General features: G+C 64.7%; 19 protein-coding genes. 9 read left to right on the top strand and 10 right to left on the bottom strand.

Annotated features, from left to right (window positions below):
• The first annotated feature begins 48 nt into the window (after window positions 1–48).
• Both QF015_RS19540 and QF015_RS19535 read left to right on the top strand, forming a co-directional pair.
• Entirely contained in the window at window positions 49–540 is a 492-nt protein-coding gene (locus QF015_RS19540; protein WP_310208383.1) for a DUF2975 domain-containing protein, read from the top strand.
• The gene (locus QF015_RS19535) at window positions 540–803 is read left to right on the top strand and encodes a helix-turn-helix domain-containing protein (protein WP_429390481.1); all 264 of its coding nucleotides are present in this window, start codon (window positions 540–542) and stop codon (window positions 801–803) included. The genes QF015_RS19540 and QF015_RS19535 overlap by 1 nt, the downstream gene beginning before the upstream one ends.
• Here the strand turns inward: QF015_RS19535 and QF015_RS19530 are convergent.
• The 3 genes from QF015_RS19530 to QF015_RS19520 form a co-directional block, all read right to left on the bottom strand.
• Window positions 800–3,298, bottom strand: a complete 2,499-nt coding sequence (locus QF015_RS19530; protein ID WP_429390480.1) for a hypothetical protein — start codon at window positions 3,296–3,298, stop codon at window positions 800–802. The genes QF015_RS19535 and QF015_RS19530 overlap by 4 nt on opposite strands.
• Window positions 3,299–3,304: 6 nt before the next feature.
• Window positions 3,305–3,991: a peptidoglycan-binding protein gene (locus QF015_RS19525; protein WP_429390479.1), complete on the bottom strand. Its 687-nt coding sequence runs from the start codon at window positions 3,989–3,991 to the stop codon at window positions 3,305–3,307.
• Window positions 3,992–4,127: 136 nt separating this feature from the next.
• Entirely contained in the window at window positions 4,128–5,483 is a 1,356-nt protein-coding gene (locus QF015_RS19520; protein ID WP_310208396.1) for a uracil-xanthine permease family protein, read from the bottom strand.
• 254 nt (window positions 5,484–5,737) lie between these two features.
• On the opposite strand from QF015_RS19520, the gene QF015_RS19515 reads away from it, so the two are divergent.
• Together QF015_RS19515 and QF015_RS19510 are read left to right on the top strand one after the other, a co-directional pair.
• Complete coding sequence (locus QF015_RS19515; protein ID WP_429390478.1) at window positions 5,738–6,343, top strand: malonic semialdehyde reductase; 606 nt, start codon at window positions 5,738–5,740, stop codon at window positions 6,341–6,343.
• A gap of 279 nt (window positions 6,344–6,622) precedes the next feature.
• Window positions 6,623–7,138, top strand: coding sequence for a 2'-5' RNA ligase family protein (locus QF015_RS19510; protein ID WP_429390477.1), 516 nt, complete (start codon window positions 6,623–6,625; stop codon window positions 7,136–7,138).
• Here the strand turns inward: QF015_RS19510 and pgm are convergent.
• The gene (pgm, locus tag QF015_RS19505) at window positions 7,128–8,789 is read right to left on the bottom strand and encodes a phosphoglucomutase (alpha-D-glucose-1,6-bisphosphate-dependent) (RefSeq protein ID WP_429390476.1); all 1,662 of its coding nucleotides are present in this window, start codon (window positions 8,787–8,789) and stop codon (window positions 7,128–7,130) included. The two genes, QF015_RS19510 and pgm, sit on opposite strands and share 11 nt — an antisense overlap.
• Before the next feature lie 200 nt (window positions 8,790–8,989).
• Window positions 8,990–9,745, bottom strand: coding sequence for an SDR family NAD(P)-dependent oxidoreductase (locus QF015_RS19500; RefSeq protein WP_310208417.1), 756 nt, complete (start codon window positions 9,743–9,745; stop codon window positions 8,990–8,992).
• Between the two features lie 218 nt (window positions 9,746–9,963).
• Between QF015_RS19500 and QF015_RS19495 the strand changes: the two genes are divergently transcribed.
• The gene (locus tag QF015_RS19495; RefSeq protein WP_429390475.1) at window positions 9,964–10,638 is read left to right on the top strand and encodes a DUF4190 domain-containing protein; all 675 of its coding nucleotides are present in this window, start codon (window positions 9,964–9,966) and stop codon (window positions 10,636–10,638) included.
• A 109-nt stretch (window positions 10,639–10,747) separates the two neighbouring features.
• Here QF015_RS19495 and QF015_RS19490 read toward each other — a convergent pair whose 3' ends face one another.
• The 3 genes from QF015_RS19490 to QF015_RS19480 are packed head-to-tail and all read right to left on the bottom strand — an operon-like array spanning window position 10,748 to window position 14,483.
• On the bottom strand, window positions 10,748–12,247 hold the full coding sequence (locus QF015_RS19490; protein ID WP_310208423.1) for a peptide MFS transporter: 1,500 nt from the start codon (window positions 12,245–12,247) through the stop codon (window positions 10,748–10,750).
• 54 nt (window positions 12,248–12,301) lie between these two features.
• Window positions 12,302–13,747 (bottom strand): amidase, encoded by a 1,446-nt coding sequence (locus QF015_RS19485; RefSeq protein WP_429390474.1) that lies wholly within the window; start codon window positions 13,745–13,747, stop codon window positions 12,302–12,304.
• Window positions 13,740–14,483: a Type 1 glutamine amidotransferase-like domain-containing protein gene (locus QF015_RS19480; protein WP_429390473.1), complete on the bottom strand. Its 744-nt coding sequence runs from the start codon at window positions 14,481–14,483 to the stop codon at window positions 13,740–13,742. The genes QF015_RS19485 and QF015_RS19480 overlap by 8 nt, the downstream gene beginning before the upstream one ends.
• Window positions 14,484–14,654: 171 nt before the next feature.
• On the opposite strand from QF015_RS19480, the gene QF015_RS19475 reads away from it, so the two are divergent.
• The 3 genes from QF015_RS19475 to QF015_RS19465 all read left to right on the top strand — a co-directional run bounded on the left by QF015_RS19475 (window position 14,655) and on the right by QF015_RS19465 (window position 16,286).
• Window positions 14,655–14,981: a rhodanese-like domain-containing protein gene (locus tag QF015_RS19475; protein WP_017198239.1), complete on the top strand. Its 327-nt coding sequence runs from the start codon at window positions 14,655–14,657 to the stop codon at window positions 14,979–14,981.
• 37 nt (window positions 14,982–15,018) lie between these two features.
• Entirely contained in the window at window positions 15,019–15,951 is a 933-nt protein-coding gene (pheA, locus tag QF015_RS19470; RefSeq protein ID WP_429390472.1) for a prephenate dehydratase, read from the top strand.
• A 104-nt stretch (window positions 15,952–16,055) separates the two neighbouring features.
• Window positions 16,056–16,286: a hypothetical protein gene (locus QF015_RS19465; RefSeq protein ID WP_310208434.1), complete on the top strand. Its 231-nt coding sequence runs from the start codon at window positions 16,056–16,058 to the stop codon at window positions 16,284–16,286.
• Here the strand turns inward: QF015_RS19465 and QF015_RS19460 are convergent.
• Window positions 16,283–17,344 (bottom strand): diacylglycerol/lipid kinase family protein, encoded by a 1,062-nt coding sequence (locus QF015_RS19460; protein WP_310208435.1) that lies wholly within the window; start codon window positions 17,342–17,344, stop codon window positions 16,283–16,285. The genes QF015_RS19465 and QF015_RS19460 overlap by 4 nt on opposite strands.
• 112 nt (window positions 17,345–17,456) lie before the next feature.
• On the opposite strand from QF015_RS19460, the gene serS reads away from it, so the two are divergent.
• Window positions 17,457–18,737 carry a serine--tRNA ligase gene (gene serS / locus QF015_RS19455; protein ID WP_310208438.1) on the top strand — a complete coding sequence of 427 codons (1,281 nt, stop codon included), beginning with the start codon at window positions 17,457–17,459 and terminating at the stop codon, window positions 18,735–18,737.
• Here the strand turns inward: serS and QF015_RS19450 are convergent.
• The gene (locus tag QF015_RS19450; protein ID WP_429390471.1) at window positions 18,734–19,471 is read right to left on the bottom strand and encodes a class I SAM-dependent methyltransferase; all 738 of its coding nucleotides are present in this window, start codon (window positions 19,469–19,471) and stop codon (window positions 18,734–18,736) included. The genes serS and QF015_RS19450 overlap by 4 nt on opposite strands.
• Between the last annotated feature and the right edge of the window lie 45 nt (window positions 19,472–19,516).

Raw genomic sequence — 19,516 nt, 5'->3', positions numbered from 1 at the left:
AATCGAATATCGATAGAATCAGGTTGTTGTTCGATAAAGGAGACCCTCTTGGGAAAGTTGACGATTCTAGCGCTGCGGATGGTGATTGCACTGGTGCTGGTGGGTTCCTTGTTCGTTCAGGTGCGGATGGTGCCCCTGCTGTCTGCCGACCTGGTGGAGGCCGGCGCGCCCGACGGTCCTCGGATTTGCTTGCTCGTGATCATCGTTCTGGGGATCCTCTGCGTGCAAGTGGTTGCCGTCTGCGTGTGGCGGCTGCTCACTATGGTGCGAAGCGGGACGGTGTTTTCGCACCGTGCCTTCCGCTTTGTGGACATCGTCTTTGGGGCCATTGCCTTTGCTGCGGTCCTCATGTTCGCGATCGCGGTCCTGTTGGCTCCAGGTGACATTGCGCCCGGGGTGGTGCTGTTGGTCTGTGGGGCTGCGTTGATGATCGCCGGCGTCGCACTTCTCGTGCTGATCCTGCGAACCTTGCTCGCCCAGGCCGTCGCGCGCAACATCGAAGCCGCAGGTCTGCGCGCCGAACTCGACGAGGTCATCTGATGCCGATCATCGTGGACATCGACGTCATGCTCGCCAAACGAAAGATGCCGGTGGGCGTGCTTGCGGAGCGGGTGGGTATCACGCCTGCGAATCTGGCCGTGCTCAAGAATGGGCGGGCAAAAGCCGTGCGGTTTACGACGCTTGAGGCGTTGTGTGAGGTGCTGGAGTGCCAGCCGGGGGATTTGTTGCGGTGGGAGGCCGACAGCGTTGGCGGGTCTCTTGAGGCGCACTCGGTCGGGAGTGACCGGACCGGCACCTCCTAGCCCCCGGCTCCCGGAGCAGCGGACGGTGCGCCCGACCCCGCCGGCGCCGGAGTAGCGGGCGCGGGTGCCGTTGGAGGCGCCTCGGCAGGAGCCGTCTGCTCCGGAGTTGGCACAGGGGTCCCCGCCGGCGCGGAAGCAGTCGGAACTGGAGCGCTGGAGACCGGAGGCGCAGAAGCGGCCGGTGCTGCAGGTGCCGAACCCGGGGCTTGTGACGCCGCACCTTCTGAGGGCGCGGCCTGCGACGGGGTGACCGTTGGTGTTGCCCCCGAACTGGGCGATGCAGGGCTGGGTGTAGCCCCCGGGCCAGCCGTAGAGGGGGCGCCGCCGGCGCTGGGATCAGCGCGGATCACCTCCACTATTCGCTCTTTGTACGCGGTGAGTCGTGCTTGGATTTCGGACAGAGGAACATTCCGCAGGTTACGCCCGAACTCCGCGATCTCCTGCCACAGGGACTCCAGCTTGGACAAGGCGTCGTGGCTGAGTGGACCGTCGAGGGTCAACACCAGCTGGCTTGCCAGTGCATAGGTCACGCACGCAACGCAGTTGTAGTTGGCGGCCGCGGACAGATTCTGCGGCACCACGACATCGGCCTGCCCCACAATGAGCACCACCTGGAACCCGACTGCTACAGCCGCGCAGCCGGTGCAGTTCGCGAAGGCGTACGCTTCGTTGGTGGTGTCCACCGGTTGCCCTTCGTTCGCCCACACCAGGGCAAAGGCGACGTCGTAGACCACCGATCCGTCGGTGGTGTTGACCGCGAGTGCTTGGTTGCCGTCGTCGTCAGGGGCCGGGGGTTTGTTGAACGGGAAAACCCACGACGGCGCTGCCTGGCCGCCGTCGACGGCTCCAGGGTCAGGAGCCTCACCAGCCGCCTGGGCAGAGTCCGCGCGGGGAACCATGACAAGGCTGAGTTCCGGGTTGTCGCGCGTCGGAAGTTCTTGGCCCTCCGGCCATAGTGCAACAGTCTGTCCGGGACGGCCCTCGACCAGTGCAGTCGTGCCAGCTACCGTCTCCAGGGCTGGGGCGGCGTCCAGCAAGGTCCCTCGTTCATAGGGCTGGACCGGGGCGTAGTTTCCGGGGTGCGGCCACCAGGTCCAAGCCAGCCCGGCTCCCAACGCTGCGACGAGGACGAGTGCGACGCCACGCTGGACGGCCTTGCCTTCAGTCTTTTTCCACAGGCCCCGCAGCGTCTGCCCGGCCACACGGGCCAGGACGAGCAGAATCGCGAGGACCGGCAAGGCGACGGCAAGCAATGCAAGGAAGCGGGCCCCCGCCCCGGCAAAGTCACCCGTGTCGGCAGTCTCCGTGAGCGCGGCGAATTGCGCTGCCGCACTCGACCATGCGGTGCCAAGGAGACGCGGCAACGAGATAACCATTAACAAGACACTGAGTAGCAGAAGCGGGACAGTCACCAGCACCCATACGGTGACCAACGCCCGCGCCCACGGCTTCAGTGCCTGGGCCTCGGCGTTGTTCCTGTGCCACGGCAACAGGGCCAGCAGGGTGGGTTTGATGCGCTGGAAAAGGTCAGGGACACCCGTGGCGTCAGCCAGGATGTGGTAGCCGTCGAATCTCAATAGCGGAAGGAGCTGACGCACCATCTGCAGAACCTGGGTGGCAATCACCAGCAGCCACGCGTCGTCGTGCGTCAGTAGCCAAACCGCCATGATCGCGACGGCGGCAATCGCGTTAAAGTACAGCCCACCCAAGTCCGTCCGGAGCCGTCCCCCACGGCCGAGGCGGTAGGAATCGGTGACGTCGGTGAAGAAAGCAGGCCACACCAGGTAGAGCCCGGCACCCATCCTTCCGGGAACAGCCCCGCCGCGGGTTGCGGCCGCTGCATGTCCGAACTCGTGGAATCCCGCGGAAAGGATGGTGATAAGGAAAACCAGGAGGAGCAGGCCTGGATTGGCAAACGCGTTATGGGTGGCGGACGCGAGGCCTTTGACCATCAATACCCACCAGCACGCCGCCGCGAACGCCGTGATGATCACGGCAACGATGATGGGATGGAACAGGACGGCGAACGGCGTCGTCAGTTTCCGGGTCAACGTCGGATCCGTCACCGTGAATCGGAAGCGCATGCCCAGGAGGGGATCTGCCCGCTTCACTTCCGGTTGCGATCCGTCCGCCAAGCGCAGCAGGCCCAAGGGCAGCAGCTGTGATCGGACCAAGGCAGCCACATTCCCGGCGCTGACCTGCCGGCCGAAAACAGGGGTCACATGGTGGGCGATGTCATCCAGGCTCCGGGTGCCATCGGCAGCCTCCAGCACCAGGAACAGCAGCCGCGTCAGTTGGAGTGCCTGACCGTCGGCGCGGCGGACCAGCGAGGGCGGTTCGCGGTAGCCCGAACCCTTCGCCTCGCCCAACAACTGCACGCCGTCGGCCTGGACCGGAAACTCCGGGAGGCCGTCCGTGTTAATGGAAAAGCGCTCGGGCAGCGTTGAACGAGGCGGCCCGTCCTGGGTGAAGGAACCGCCGCTCGCCGTTGTCATGGTGGCCTACTGCTTCAAGTCGGACTGCTGGTCCGCGCTGGCCGTTGCTTCGCCGGTGATGTTCTGGTTGATGATCGCATCCTGCTGCGATACCGCCGTGGCGCTGCTGTCGATCGAGCCGATGTTCGCGGCAACGGCTGCGTCTATCGGGGCGGCCACGTTGGCGTTTGCTGCCACGGCGCCGTTGATCGGGGCGGCGATGTCGGCGCTGGCGTCCAGGTCGACGTTGACGTTCAGCAGGTCGCCGTCCAAGGCGGCGGTGGCGTCCGTGGGGAGGGCGCCGACGTCGGGGGAGCCCGCGTCCGGCAGTGCCCCGCCGTCTGTGGGGGCCGTGGCGCCACCTGTTGCGCCGTCATCGATGGTGTCATTGCCTTGATCAATGGTGCTGTCCTGCCCGGACTCCGCCACTGCGTCGGCTGTGATGCCCTGATCGATGATGACGCCTTGATCGGACAGGGCCTGCGCTTCAGAACCGGAGGAAAGAATGTTGGCGGACGCTGCGGCGTCGATAGGAGCAGCAACGTTGGCGTTGGCAGCGACGGCAAGGTCGATGGGGGCGGCCGCGTCAATAGCGAGGTCTAGGTCGGCGTTCAGATCCAGCACGGATGCCACTTCCTTGTCCGGGAGGGCTGTGCCTTGCTGTTGCAGCAGTTCTTCGTCGGACAGCGGGGGAAGATCGTGTTCAGTGCTCACGTCCAGGCTCCTATCCTGCACCGGCCAGCCGCCCCGGATAGGCGGGCTTCACACCGGTGCGCGTCATGCGAATAGATAGTAAGCATAATGATGAATTTGTGGAAGCTGGGTCCGCCGTGTGACCTCGATAAACGCTCTACTTCCCCTTCTTCCCGCCCCGCTTAGCAGCAGCATTCATCGCCGACTTCGCCGCAGGCGGCAGCCCCGCCGTCTCGGTTTCCGGCTCAGCCACAGTCCCGCGCCAGCGAGCCAGTCCCTTCATGCCGTGGTAGATCACCAGGGCAGCGGCGGATCCGAGGGCGATGCCGGTGAACTTCAGTTCGCCGATGGTCCACGTGTAGTCCGCGATGCCAATGATCAGGGCCACGGCGGCGGTGGTCAGGTTGATGGGGTTGGAGAAGTTGACCTTGTTCTGCACCCAGATCTTCACGCCGAGCACGCCGATCATGCCGTACAGCATGGTCGCGGCGCCGCCCAGCACACCCGCGGGAACGGTCGCGATCAGTTCGCCGAATTTCGGGGAGAAGCTCAGCAGGATAGCGAAGATACCGGCCACCCAGTACGCCGCCGTCGAATAGACCTTGGTGGCGGCCATGACGCCGATGTTCTCGGCGTATGTCGTGGTTCCGGATCCGCCGCCGAACCCGGCAAGTACCGTCGCGGCGCCGTCGGCCATCAGCGCGCGGCCGGAGACGCCGTCGAGGTTTTGGCCTGTCATGGCGGCCACCGACTTCACGTGCCCCACGTTCTCGGCTACCAGCACCAGAACCACCGGCACGAACAGACCCACCACCCCGATGTGGAACTCAGGCGTCTGGAACAGCGGCAGGCCAACCCACGCGGCGGCGTCCATCTTTTCGTATGAAACCTCGCCGCGCATCATCGCCACGAGGTAACCGACAACAACACCCACCAGGATGCTCAGGCGCCCTAGGATCCCGCGGAAAAGCACAGAAACCAGGATGATCGTGACCAGTGTGATGAGGGCAGTAACCGGCGCGAGGTCGAAGTTCGCCTTGGCAGCCGGAGCCAGGTTAAGGCCGATCAGCGCCACGATGGCACCGGTGACGATCGGCGGCATGAGCCTGTTGATCCACTCGGCGCCGAACTTCTGGACCACCGCACCGATCAGCGCGAGGACGACGCCGGCAAGCACCACCCCGCCCAAGGCGCCACTGACGCCGTACTGCTGCTGGGACGCCATGATCGGGGCGATGAACGCGAAGCTCGAACCCAGGTAGCTGGGCACGCGGCCCTTGGTAATGACCAGGAACAGCAGGGTGCCAATGCCGGAGAACAACAGCGTGGTGGCCGGTGGCATGCCCGTGATGATGGGGACCAGGAAGGTCGCGCCGAACATGGCCACCACGTGCTGCATGCCGATGCCGATGGTCAGGGGCCACGCCAGCCGCTCGTCGGGTGCCACCACGTGGCCGGGGCGAATGGACTTTCCGTTGCCGTGGAGCTTCCATTTGATGCCGAGCATGCTCATGGCGGGCCTTCCTCAGAAGAGTGTTGGGATTCGGTGCAACATTACCGCCATTGCGGGGCCCGCTCTACGCGCCTCACGCGCTGAATAACGCGCAAAACGGGCCTCACAACGCAAGGAAACGACACGCGGAGTCACGATGTGTGCCCAACGTCACGGGCCGTCACGGGAAGAGGACAACGGAAGTTGAAGTTGCAACCATGGAAAGCAGAAGTGCCCGGCCGGCTCAGGGCCAGGGCCCAGCGAAAGGTTTACCCATGACGATTGCACACGAAGAAGCAGTCATTGACGCCGCAGCAGTCGACGCCATCTTTGCCGAAGCCCGCACCGCCAACAGCTTCGCCGGTGAGGTCACCGACGAGCAGGCCCGTGCCATCTACGAGCTCACCAAGTTCGGCCCCACTGCCTTCAACTCCCAGCCGCTCCGCGTGACCTACGTCCGCTCGGATGAGGCCCGCGCCAAGCTGGTGGACACCCTCTCCAACGGCAACAAGTCCAAGACCGCGTCCGCGCCGCTGGTCGCCATCCTCTCCTACGACACTGACTGGCAGGGTCAGTGGGACAAGTTCCTGCCCGCCTACGGCGCGCCCAAGGCCATGTACGACGCCGATCCCGCTTTCGCCGCTGCTACGGGCAACAACAACGCTCATTTGCAGGCCGGTTACTTCATCCTGGCCGTACGCTCCCTCGGTTTCGCCGCTGGCCCGATGACCGGTGCAGACTTCTCCGCCATCGACGCCGAGTTCTTCCCGGCCGGCGACCAGAAGAGCTTCCTCGTGGTCAACATCGGCCAGCCGGGCCCGGACGCCTGGGGCGAAGCCAAGCCGAAGTTCGCCTACGACGACGTCGTTCGCACCGTCTAGGACCTCACAGCAGAAACGCCCGCCCACACGTATATGGGCGGGCGTTTTTCGTTGCCACTCAGCTGGCAGGGCCAGCACACCAACCCCGGGCCTCTGGGAAGGTGAGAGAGCGTCGGGGTTCGGGTGGCGTTAGGTGAGAGGGCGTCGGGGAATTCCCGCCGTTAGGTGAGAGAGCGTCGGGGTTCGGGTGGCGTTAGGTGAGAGGGCGTCGGGGAATTCCCGCCGTTAGGTGAGAGATGGTCCCAACGCCAGGACGGAATGCGGTGGCACACTATGCCTATGCGGAACCTCATTTGGGTGGCATTTACGGAGCCTGTTACGCCGGGGCTGGTCTTTCCACGCAGCGATTGGCCGTTGCACATCACGCTCTTAAGGTTCGACGTCGGCGATGAGGCGAGTGCCGACGTCGCCGATGTCCTGGCGGAGGTGGCCGAAGCGCCGGTCAGGGGTGCACTTGGAACCAAACTGAGGGTTGGCGAGGAAGCCGGTTTCGGGCACATGGGGTCGATCCCCGTGAGCCTGATCAACCACCATCCGCTGCTTCAAGGGCTCCACGAGGAAATCGTTGAAGCAGCTGTCAGCAACGGCGCAAGAATCGCTACGCCGAACTACATCCTGGACCATTACCGGCCGCACATCTCGCGCCACGACGGCAAGCGCCCCAAGTCCGGAGACGTCGTCGTTCTTGACCAGGTAGCCCTGGTGGACATGGCCCCCGACGGCGACCACACCATCCGGCGCATCCTCAGGCTCTGGACGCAGGACGCCCAGAGCCTTGAGGAACCTACGCGATAACCCCGTCCACCAACGCCTTGGCTTCTTCTTGAACCTGCTTCAGGTGGTCCGCGCCCTTGAAGGACTCGGCGTAGATCTTGTAAACGTCCTCAGTGCCGGAGGGTCGGGCCGCGAACCAGGCGTTTTCGGTAACAACCTTCAGGCCGCCGATCGAAGCGCCGTTGCCGGGAGCCTCGGTGAGCTTGGCCGTGATCTCTTCGCCGGCGAGGGAAGTGGCGGTGACGTCGGCGGCGGAGAGCTTGCCCAGCTTGGACTTCTGCTCGCGCGTGGCGGCAGCGTCGATGCGGGCGTAAACGGGTGCGCCGAACTGGTCCGTCAATCCCTTGTAGAGCTGCGACGGAGACTTGCCCGTGACGGCGGTGATCTCCGACGCCAGGAGTGCCAGCAGGATCCCGTCCTTATCCGTGGTCCAGACGCTGCCGTCGAGCTTGTTGAAGGATGCGCCGGCCGATTCCTCGCCACCGAATGCCCCTTCGCCGGACAGCAGGCCGGGCACGAACCACTTGAACCCAACGGGAACCTCAACCAGCTTGCGGCCAAGGCCTGCAGCAACACGGTCGATGATGGAGGACGAAACCAGCGTCTTGCCCACTACGGACCCAGGGTTCCAGCCATCACGGTTCCGGTACAGGTAATCGATGGCGACGGCGAGGTAGTGGTTCGGGTTCATCAGGCCGCCGTCCGGGGTGACAATGCCGTGGCGGTCGGCGTCGGCGTCGTTGCCTGTGGCGACATCGTAGGCAGCCGTACCATCGGCGCCCACCGACATCCGCTTGATGAGGGACGCCATGGCCGACGGCGACGAGCAGTCCATGCGGATCTTCTCGTCCCAGTCGAGGGTCATGAAGGCCCACTGCGGATCAACGGTGGGGTTGACCACGGTCAGGTTGAGCTGGTGGCGCTCGCCGATTTCGCCCCAGTAGTCCACGGATGCCCCACCCATGGGGTCGGCTCCGATGCGGACACCGGCGTTGCGGATGGCGTCGAGGTTCAGGACCGACGGGAGGTCGTCCACGTAGCTGCTGAGGAAGTCGAACTTCCCGGTGGTCTCGGCGTTCAGGGCGTCGTTCAACGGGATGCGCTTGACGCCGCGGAGGCCATTTTCCAGGAGTTGGTTGGCGCGGTCGGCAATCCATCCGGTGGCATCCGTGTCGGCCGGGCCGCCGTGCGGAGGGTTGTACTTGAAGCCGCCGTCGCCGGGAGGGTTATGGCTGGGGGTGACCACGATGCCGTCGGCCTGGGGAGTGCCCGGCGCGGCTTCGTTGTTGTACTTGAGGATCGCGTGGCTCAAGGCCGGCGTTGGAGTGTAGCCGTGGCGTGCGTCCACCAGTACAGTCACACCGTTGGCGGCGAGCACCTCCAAAGCGGAGTTCTGCGCCGGCTCGCTGAGGGCGTGGGTGTCACGGCCGATGAACAGCGGCCCGGTAATGCCCTGGCGTCCACGGTATTCAACGATTGCCTGCGTGATCGCGAGGATGTGCGGCTCGTTGAAGGACGCCTTCAAGCTGGATCCGCGGTGTCCTGACGTTCCAAACGCCACGCGTTGGGCGGGATCGCCCAAGTCCGGAGCTACGTCGAAATACGCGTCCAGCAGGGCTGTGATGTCAACAAGGTCCTGGGGAAGGGCAACTGTGCCCGCTCGGCTAGCCATGGGGTCCAGCATGCCAGACCATAAGGCCTGCTGACAGGAAATGTCCGCGATCCGGCCCCTGTGACGTCGAATCCCGGCGAACCAGCCCGCGATGACGCCGCGGTTCACCGGGAGTTCAGCGGCAGGTGATAGCCGAAAAACGCCCCCTCCCGGTCCAGGAACCGGGACGGAGCGAATTCATTCCCACCAGGTGCCGGGACCTAGACGGCAGTGTAGCCACCATCAACCAGCACGTACGAGCCTGTCATGAAGCTGGCCTTGTCGGAGAGGAGGAACGTGGTGACGTTCGCGATCTCATCGGCCTTGCCCAGCCGGCCCAGGGAGTGCTTGGCCTCAAGCCCGTTGATGACTTCCTTTGGTGCTGCGGCGAGCAGAGGGGTATCGATGTAGCCGGGTCCGATCGCGTTGACGCGGAGACCTTGCGCACCATATTCGGCCGCGGCGTTCTTGGTCAGGCCAACGACGCCATGCTTGGCGGCCGTATACGCGGCGTTGCCGGGAGCGGCAACAGCGCCATGGATCGAAGCCATGTTCACGATGGCACCTTCGGAGGCGCCGGCGGCCAGGATGGCCGGAATTTGATAGCGCATGCCGTAAAGGACACCGCTCAGGTTGATGGCGATGACGCGGTCCCAGTCGTCAATGTCGACTTCTCCCACGGGAGCGCTTGCCCCGCCGATGCCCGCGTTGTTCACGGCGTAGTTGAGGGCGCCGTACGTCTCCACGGCAAAGTCGACCGCCTTCTTGCTGTCCTCGGCCACGGCAGTGTTGGCCTGGAACGGAACTGCAGTGCCGCCGTCGGCCTTGATGTCGTTGGCCACGCGGGTGGCGGCGTCGAGGTTGACGTCAGCAACCACGACGTTGACGCCGTTCTTTGCGAGGTCCTTGCTGATCGCTTCCCCGAGCCCGGATCCGCCGCCCGTGACGAGCGCGGTCTTGCCTTCGAAGTTACCCATGATTCCTCCTTCGCGGGACGGATCCCGCCGATTTCTTTGGTGAGCGCTGTTTAAGTCGCTACATACATAAACCGAGTGGGACTCGGAAAAATTCCATGCTTATGCATGAATCTTCCGTGATGGGTCCCAGTCCCCATGTCCGCAGCCGCGCGCTACCTTCTATGGCACCCCGGACGGCGGTAGTGTTGGGATCAAAGACCACTTTCAGGGGGATTCCTATGTCAGATCAGCCATCCAAGGGCAACGAGGACAAGCCTGCGGGCTACGAACCGCCGCAGTATGTCCCGCCCGCGCAGTTCAGCCCACCCGAGTCGGCCGCGCCGGTCCAAAGCGCACCCGAGCCCGGAGCACCCGAGCAGGGCGCCAACGCCACCCAGCCGCTCCCGCCCTGTGAGCAAGGCACGCACGGGCACGACGCCTACACGCAGAATGCCCAAGGCCAGAACGACTTCTCCACGCAGCCGCAGCCGCCCACCAGCCAGGGTTCCTACACGCCGGGCGACTACAGCCAGCAGCCGCCGTCGCCGTACGGCCAGCCGCCCAGCCCGTACCAGCAGCAGGCGTTCAACCAGCAGCCCTATGGCCAGCAGCCATACGGCCAGCCCAACCCCTATGGCCAGCCGGCGTACTACGCCATGCAGGCGGAGCCCAAGGGCCTGAGTATCGCCAGCATGTGCTGTGGCATTGCGATCTACGTTGGCTTCGGCTTCTTCATCCTCCCGCAGATCGCCGCCGTGATTCTGGGCCACCTCGCCCTCAAGCGCGAACCCGCAGGCAAGGGGATGGCCATCGCCGGCCTGGTGATGGGGTACCTCGGCGTAGCGCTGACGTTGATCTTCGGCATCATCTTCTTCGCTGCGATCGGCGCCTCAAGAAGCAGCTACAACTACTAAGCAACCGCGTACGACGGCGACCCTTGCCTTCGGTGGGAATCCCACCGAAGGCAAGGGTCGCCGTCGTTTGCGTGGCGCCAGGCGCCTGGTTCGGCGTCAGCCGGGGCTGTTAGCGAACGCCGCCCATCAGCTTCTTGATCGCGGGCGATGCCGCAGCGAGGCCAACGGCCAGGACCACAGCCACGCCGCCGATTCCCAGGAAGTACGGGAGCTCGTCCTTGGGGTTGTACAGACCCGCGAGAATGCCCGCCAGGGTGGTGCCGAGGGAGACCGACAGGAAGAACAGGGCCACCATCTGGGTGTGGAAGGCCTTCGGGGCCAGCTTGGTGCTCACGGACAGGCCGATGGGGGACAGGAACAGTTCGGCCAGGGTGAACATGAACAGGATTCCCACCAGTGCCAGCAGCGGGGTCTTGCCTTCACCGGCCAGCGGGATGAACGCGAGGAAGGCCAGGCCCATGATGAACAGGCCGGCGGAGAACTTCAGCGGCGAACTCGGCTGCTTCGGGCCGAGCTTGGTCCACAGTGCGGCCATGACGCCGGCGAAGATGATGATGAACACCGGGTTGATGGACTGGACCCAGGCTGCGGGCATCTCCCAGCCGAACAGGTTGCGGTCCAGCTTTTCCTGGGAGTACACGGCGATGAACGTGAACTGCTGCTGGAACAGTGCCCAGAACCCGGCTGAAGCGATGAACAAGGGGATGAAAGCGACCACGCGCTTGCGCTCCACGCCAGTGACCAGCGGGCTGCGGAAGATCAGGAACAAGTAGATCACCGCGGCGCCGATGGCGGCATATGCCATGCTTCGGGCCAGGTTGTTGGCATTGACGATCCCCGTGCCGAGCAGGACGCCAATGACGATCAGGATGGCCAGGAAGATCAGGCCGTACTTGGTGCGGTCCTTCGCCGGAAGCGGGTTGGGAACGCGGTGCGCTTCCTCGGGGAGCCTTTTGCGGCCCAGCGAGTAGATGACCAGGCCGATGGCCATGCCCACAGCTGCGGCACCAAAGCCGATGTGGAAACCGTAGCTCGTCTGCAACCATCCAGTGACCAGCGGGCCGATGAGCCCACCGATGTTGATGCCCATGTAGAAGATGGAGAAGCCGGCGTCGCGGCGCTCGTCCTTCTCGCCGTAGAGGGTACCCACCAGGGCAGTCGCATTGGCCTTCAGGCCGCCTGAGCCGATGCCTACCAACACGAGGCCTGCGATCAGGCCTGGAATACCCGGCAGGAGCGCCAGTGCGATGTGGCCGGCCATGATCATGATGGCCGAGCCGAACAGGACCTTTTCGGAGCCGAACAGACGGTCGGCGAGCCAGGCGCCGAGGATCGTCGACAGGTAAACGCCGCCACCGTACGCGCCCACCAAGCCAGCGGCGAGCCCCTGGTCGATGGAGAGGCCGCCCTGCTCGGCGGTGAAGTACATGTAGTAGAGCAGGATTCCCTGCATGCCGTAGAAGGAGAATCGCTCCCACATTTCCACGGAGAAGAGGCTGGCCAACATCTTTGGGTGGCCGAAGAATGACGTATCGCCCGCTGGCTTGGCGGACTCAGCCGTGGTTTGAGGTGTGCTCATTTTCTTAATGCTGGCACTGACTGCGGGCATTGTCACATCGATGAATGCCCGGGGCAACCACTTTCCATATGTTAGACGGGCGGCTTAACGATCAAAGGAGACGTCCAGAGCCGCCGCCAATTGCAGAAGCTGCAGCTCAGAGCCTGCCCGCCCAATGAGTTGGATTCCCATCGGCAACCCTGCGGCAGTCGTGTGGACGGGAATACTGATCGCCGGAAGGCCGCACACGTTCACCATGGACGACCACGGGGCGTACTCGCACTGCCTCTTGTAGTCCTCGTCGGCGTCGCCGGCCCACTCGCTCGGCCACTGTTCCCCGCTGTGCCCGCCGCCCGTGAACCAGCCGATCGGCCGCGGCGTCTGCGCCAGCGTCGGCATGAGGATCACGTCCCAGGCGGAGTACTGCGTGACGGTGTCGTGCTCGAACTGGCGCAGGAAATGCAAGGCTTCGTTGACCTTCAGCGCGCTGCGCTGTTGTGCCCGACGCCGGAATGTCCGGGTGAGCGGGGTCAGCAGCGCCTCCCGCTGGGGTGCTATCCGGGCGCTCCCGACGCCGGCAGTCCAGGCCGTTGTGAACGCTTCGGGATAGCGGTTGTCGTAGCGGATCCCGGCCTCGGTCACGCTGTGGCCGGCCTTTTCGAGCAGGTTGGTCCCCAGCGTGAGGGCATCCAGCGCTTCTTCTTCGATCTGGAACGGGTACGCACCCGCCCAGGGGCTGTCCAGGCTGAGGCCGATTCGCAGGGGTTCCGGCGCCCGTCCGACATGGGTGAGGTAACCGCCGTCGGGCGCTTCATTCCGCGGGACCAGCGCGTCCATGAGCAGGGCCGCATCCGCAGCGGTCCGCGACAGGGGACCGGCAACCACCAGCTTGGCGGCGTCACCCGCGCCCGCACCCGACGGCACCACGCCCCGCCCCGGCTTCAGGCCGACCAGCCCACAGGCGCCGGCCGGAATCCGGATGGAGCCGCCGCCGTCGGTCCCTGGTGCGAACGGAACCAGGCCCGCAGCAACTGCGGCTGCGCTGCCGCCCGACGAGCCGCCGGAGCTTCGACCCAGGGAATAGGGATTGCGCGACGGCGGTGCGACGCGGTTTTCGCTGTACGCCGTGAGTCCGAACTCTGGAACCTGCGTCTTGCCCAGTGAGATGACACCGTGGGCCTTCAACGTCGCGGCGAGGGCGCCATCCTCCTGCGCCGCCTTGTGCTCCAAGGCCGCACTGCCGTGGGTAGTGGGCACGCCGGCAACGTCGGTGAGGTCCTTGAAGGCGGTGGGCATGCCGTGGAGGACGGGAAGTTCATCCAGGCGTCCCTCCCGGTTCAGCTTGGCGTGCAGCCCGTCCGCGGCTGCCGCGTCCTGCAGGGCCTGTTCCGCGGTGATCGTGACGAATGCGCCCAGCTGCTTGTTCCCGGCCTCGATCACGGACAGGAAGTGGGCGGTGGTCTCCCTGGCAGAGAGTTCGCCCGAAGCCAAGGCGTCACGGAGCTCAACTGCCGTCAACCGTGAAAGGTGGTGGAGGGAAGGATCAACCAAGGAAACGCGACTCCAACCGTTCTTCCACGGCTACAGCGTCCACGCTCTCGCCGGCGCCCGCCGTCACCCGGAAAGCAGCCTTGTTCTTCACCTCGGAGACCACCTCCACAAGTTCCGTGCCCCGGTACACCAGGCCGACGCCGTCGTCCGTGCAGTGCGTCTCGCCCAGCGTGCCGTTGGCGACCAGCTGATGGATGGCGGGCGCCCTACGCAGTTCTGAGTCGTAATGGACCCCGTTGCCGTAGGGGAGGAAGCCTAGGGCATTGGTGACGGGCCTCAGCTCCGGGCCGAAGGAATCGGTCACCCCGCCCTGATACCAGCAGATGGAGCCCGCGGAGACCCCGGCCAGCACCACGCCGCCCTCCCATGCCTTCCGCAAGATGCTGTCCAAGCCATGGGCGCGCCAGACGGCCAGCAGGTTCACCACGGAACCGCCATTGACCCACACCACGTCCTGCGCCAGGAGGTGGGCTTCCGGGTCCTCGATGTTGGGCATGGTGAAAAGGTTGAGATGGCTGAAGTCAAAGCCCGCTATGCGTGCGGCCTGGTCCATTTCCGCGGCCCACCAGCGCTGATCGCCGGACGCGGTGCCAACGTGTGTCACGCGGGGCGCGCGGCCGGTCACCCCTGACAATTCCACTGCGTAGTGCATCAGGTGGTTGAACTCGATCCTGGTGCGCTCGCCGGGCTTGTAGCCGCCGGATGTCGCCATAATGGTGGGTTGCCCAGCAGCCATGGGGTACTCCTATCGGGCCGACGGTGGGGGAGTGCTTGGGTCCCAGTCTTAGTGTCCCTGCGTCGGGAAGCAAGCGCGGGCTTCCCCTGAAGCTGCGGTGCCACCAAGTTACGGTGCCACGCCGCGGGGACTAGGCTGGATCCTGGACTTAATCGATGGGAAGGGACCGCCATGAGCGACTTCGATACCGTGCCTGTGGGCGACATTCCGGCCGACGCCAGCATTCTGGACGTCCGCGAGGACTACGAGTGGGTGGCCGGCCATGCCGAAGGTGCGCGCCATATCCCCATGGACCAGCTGCCGGCACGCCTGGACGAGCTTGATCCGGACGACGACCTCTTTGTCATCTGCCGCACCGGAGGCCGCTCCTTCCGCGCGGTCCAGTGGCTGGTGGGCCAGGGATATTCGGCAGTGAACGTAGCCGGCGGCATGGACATGTGGTTCGAGGCAGGAAAGCCGATGGTGTCGGACAACGGCCTGAAGCCCGTAGTCCTGTAGCTCAGCTTCCACGCAGATAACCGAGTAGGAATATTCGATGTCAGCAGTTACGTACACGTTCCTCGGCCCTGAGGGCACCTTCACCGAGGCTGCCCTCATGCAGGTTCCCGGTGCTGCTGACGCCACCAGGATTCCGTGCACCAACGTCAACACTGCGCTGGACAGGGTCCGGGTGGGCGAGGCCGACGCCGCCATGGTTCCCATCGAGAACTCGGTGGAGGGCGGGGTTACTGCCACGCTGGATGCCATCGCCACCGGGCAGGAACTCCGGATCATCCGTGAGGCCCTGGTTCCCATCACGTTCGTGCTCGTGGCGAGGCCCGGCGTCGGACTTTCCGACATCACACGCATCTCGACCCACGGGCACGCGTGGGCGCAATGCCGGCTGTGGGTGGACGAGCACCTCCCTGACGCCGATTACGTTCCGGGGTCGTCGACGGCGGCATCCGCCATGGGGCTGCTGGAGGACGATGCTCCCTATGATGCCGCCATCTGTGCACCGCTGATCGCCGCCGAACAACCCGGCCTGAACATCCTGGCCGAGAATATCGGCGACAACCCCGACGCCGTGACCCGGTTCATCCTGGTAAGTCGGCCCGGAGTTCTCCCGGACCGAACCGGCGCAGACAAAACCACTGTCGTGGTCCCGCTGCCTGAAGACCACCCCGGCGCGCTCATGGAAATCCTGGACCAGTTCGCGTCCCGCGGCGTGAACCTGAGCCGCATCGAATCGCGGCCCACCGGACAATACCTGGGCCACTACTTCTTCAGCATCGACGCCGACGGCCACGCCACGGATTCGCGGGTAGCCGACGCCCTTGCGGGCCTCCACCGGATCAGCCCTGCCACACGGTTCCTTGGCTCCTACGCCCGCGCCGACAAACAGCCGGCCGTGGTTGCCCCGCATACATCGGACGCCGCTTTCGCCTCGGCGCACGCGTGGGTTGATTCGATTCTCAAGGGCGTTTAGCGCTGTCCACAGGGAGAAACCCCTGCCCTTTCGCAGTGATGCTTCTGTGCGTATGCTTGCCTGATCCATAAACGATGGATGAATGCCAAACGAAGGGAGCGGTCATGACTGTCCACAGCGATGACAAAGACGGCCAGGGCATGATCGTCAATCCCAAGCCCTCAAGTGAAAACAAAGATGACTGGGACGGCGACGATGCTGATCGTGCGGATCGCCTGCGTTTCGAAGAAGAGCAAGCCATGATCAAGGAGCAGTCCGAAGCCCGTGCTGCCGCCAAAGCAGCGGCTGAAGAAGCTGAGAAGAACGCGGCCCAACCCGAAAAGGGCGCTGTCTAGGCGGTTTTGGCCTTCGGTACGCGGACCAGCAAGGACCCCGGCGCCACCTGCACGGTGACCGTCGTCGCCTCACCTGACGGGTCGCCGTCGAGCTGTGTTGCCATCGGTTCCTGGCTTCGGATGACGACTTTGCCTGAGCGGTAGAAGCTCATCATTGGCAGGTTGGCGTTGTGCTTGAAGAGGACCTTGGTGTACATGGCGAGCCAGCCGAAAGCGCTGCGGGGACTCATGACCACAATGTCCAACATGCCGTCGTCGATCATGGCCTGGGGGATGAAGTCGATGCCCCCGGGGATAAGTCCGCAGTTGGCAAAGAGCACGCTGCGGATCTTCCTGGCCTGCTCCGGTTGGTTATCCATGGTGATGGTGACGCGCTTGCGGCGGCCGGGGAGGTGGCGGACGCCGGCCTCGGTGTAGGCGAGCCAGCCGACGGTTTTCTTGAGGTCTTCCTTGGTATCGCCAACTACCTCTGCGTCCAGGCCCATGCCGGCGATGACAAGGAAAGTGTGCTCGGCAGACTCGCCCGTTATTTCGTTGTCGATGCCCATGGTGGCGGTGTCGATGAAGCGTTGGTGGCCGAACAGGGCGATCTGGATGCAGTCGGCGAGGTCCGTGACGTCAAGATCCACGTTGCGTGCCAGGAGGTTTCCGGTTCCCAAGGGAACGAGGCCCATCGCCACGTTCTTGTGCGCCAGGCACTCAGCCACGACGCGCACTGTACCGTCGCCCCCGCACGCCAGTACGACGTCGGCACCGTAGGCCAAAGCCTGGCGCGACTGCCCGTACCCGGGATCGTCCACGGTGGTTTCGAAAAATTTGGGGGTATCCCATCCAGCGAGGTCGCAGGCGTCAATGATGGCCTGCCGGGCTACGTCCGCGTTGTTCTTCACCGGGTTGAGGATGACTGCCACGCGCTGGTCCCCGGCGCCGGGCTTGTGGGTTTCCTCCCGAACCGCGCTCCTGATGTGCCGGGCTTTCAATCGGCGCACACCCCACCAACTGGAGACGGCAAACGCCACGCCCCCAGCGAGAATCACGTACAGGATCCAGTCGCTCATGGTGCTCCAACACTATCCTCCTGGGCAGCAGGCTAATGCCGGGTGGGCTGGGCTGCGGGGCTTTGGCGTCGGCAGCACCGGGAAATCGCGGGCGATTCGATACTCTTGTCTGGTGATCGACGTAAAAGACCTCAGCGAAAATCCGGACAAGTTCCGTGCCAGCCAGCGCGCCCGTGGCGCCGACGAGTCCGTTGTGGACGCGATCATCTCTGCTGACTCCGATCGCCGTGCTGCGCTGATCCGTCATGAAAGCCTCCGCGCCGAGCAGAACGCCTTCGGCAAGAAGGTGGCGCAAGCCAAGGGCGAGGAGAAGCAGGCGCTGCTGGCTGAGGTCAAGGAGCTGGCCAACTCGGTCAAGGCCGCTTCCGCTGAAGCCAACGCCGCCCAGGCGAAGCAGGAAGAGCTGCTGCGCGTTATCCCCAACCTTGTGGTGGACGGCGTCCCCGAGGGTGGCGAGGACGACTACGTGGTGGTCAAGACCGTGGGTACCCCGCGCGAGTTCAAGGATTTTGAGCCGAAGGACCACCTGGAAATCGGCGAACTGATCGGTGCGATCGATATGGAACGCGGCGCCAAGGTTTCCGGCTCGCGCTTCTACTTCCTCCGCGGAGTAGGTGCCCGCCTGGAGATGGCGCTGCTGCAGATGGCCATGGAACAGGCGATCGATGCCGGCTTCATTCCCATGATCACCCCCACTTTGGTGCGTCCCGAGACGATGCAGGGCACCGGTTTCGACGTCAAGCACGACGCCGAAATCTACCGTCTCGCTGAAGACGACCTTTACCTTGTGGGAACCTCGGAGGTTGCCCTCGCCGGCTACCACGCGGACGAGATCCTGGACCTTTCTGCCGGTCCCATCCGGTACGCCGGCCAGAGCTCCTGCTACCGCCGGGAGGCGGGTTCGCACGGCAAGGACACCCGCGGCATCATCCGCGTGCACCAGTTCAACAAGGTGGAGATGTTCATCTACACCACGGTTGAAGAAGCAGCCGCTGAGCACGAACGCCTCCTCGCCTGGGAAGAGGAGATGCTGGCCAAGTGCGAGCTTCCCTACCGTGTGATCGACACAGCCGCCGGCGACCTCGGCATGTCCGCGGCCCGCAAGTTCGACTGCGAAGCCTGGGTTCCGACGCAGAACGCCTACCGCGAGCTGACGTCGACCTCCAACTGCACCACGTTCCAAGCCCGCCGCCTCAACATCCGCGAACGTGTGATCAACGATGAAGGCGTTGCCAAGGGAACCCGCGCCGTGGCCACCCTGAACGGCACCCTGGCCACGACGCGCTGGATCGTTGCCATCCTCGAGCACCACCAGAACCCGGACGGCTCCGTCAACGTTCCCAAGGCACTGCAGAAGTACCTTGGCGGCCTTGAGGTTCTGCCGGTTCTTTAGCGGGGCTTGCGGGCAAGCACGATCAGTTCGCCTTGCCCGCTGCCCACGTCCTCGCCGGCCCAGCCACCGTACATGTGGTCCACGGTGAAACCGGCGAGGCGTAGTTCGTCACGCAGCTGTTCCTCCGTGCGGAAGGCCAACGCCGAGGTCTGCGCTTCATGGATGCCCGCGTCAACGACCCGGTGCTCTGTGAGCGTCACGAGCCCGCCGGTCATGGGAGCGCACTCCATCCACGTCTCCACCGCCGTGCCGTCGGGAAGCGTCTGCAGGCGCCGCGTCGCCGTGGGCGTCCAGTTTTCCCACGCTCGTGCAGAGGGGTCGCGGGTATCGAACGCCAAACGACCGCCGACTGCCAGTGCTCGGTGAACGTCGGCAAGCGTTCGCGACCAGTCGCCGTCGTCGGTGATCGCTTGAGCGACGTGCGCCGTCATGATCGCGACGTCAAATGTTTGTTCAGGGATCTGCGCGGACGTGCCGTCGATCCACGTCACGTCTTCTGCGCCAGGTTTCCGCCGGGCGGCCATCAGAGAGTTGGCGTCGGGGTCGATGCCGACAACGCGATGACCCGCGGCTGCAACGGCCAGGGTCATTCGGCCTGTGCCGCAGCCCAGATCCAGTACCCGGCTGGCTGGCTGCTCATTCACGAACGCCAGGAAGAAGTCGTCATCCGCAGCCCATTGGTTCGCGGCATCGTAGAGGGCTGCCAGCTGCGCGCCGGTCATCTGTGGAGACATCCGCCCACCCTACAAGTCCGGGCTGAGTTCAGCGGGAACTGCGCA

Source organism: Paenarthrobacter sp. TE4293 (assembly GCF_050435325.1).
Lineage (GTDB): Bacteria > Actinomycetota > Actinomycetes > Actinomycetales > Micrococcaceae > Arthrobacter > Arthrobacter nitroguajacolicus_C.
Note: the sequence above shows the minus strand (reverse complement) of the source record. Positions and strands in the feature narration are given on the sequence as shown.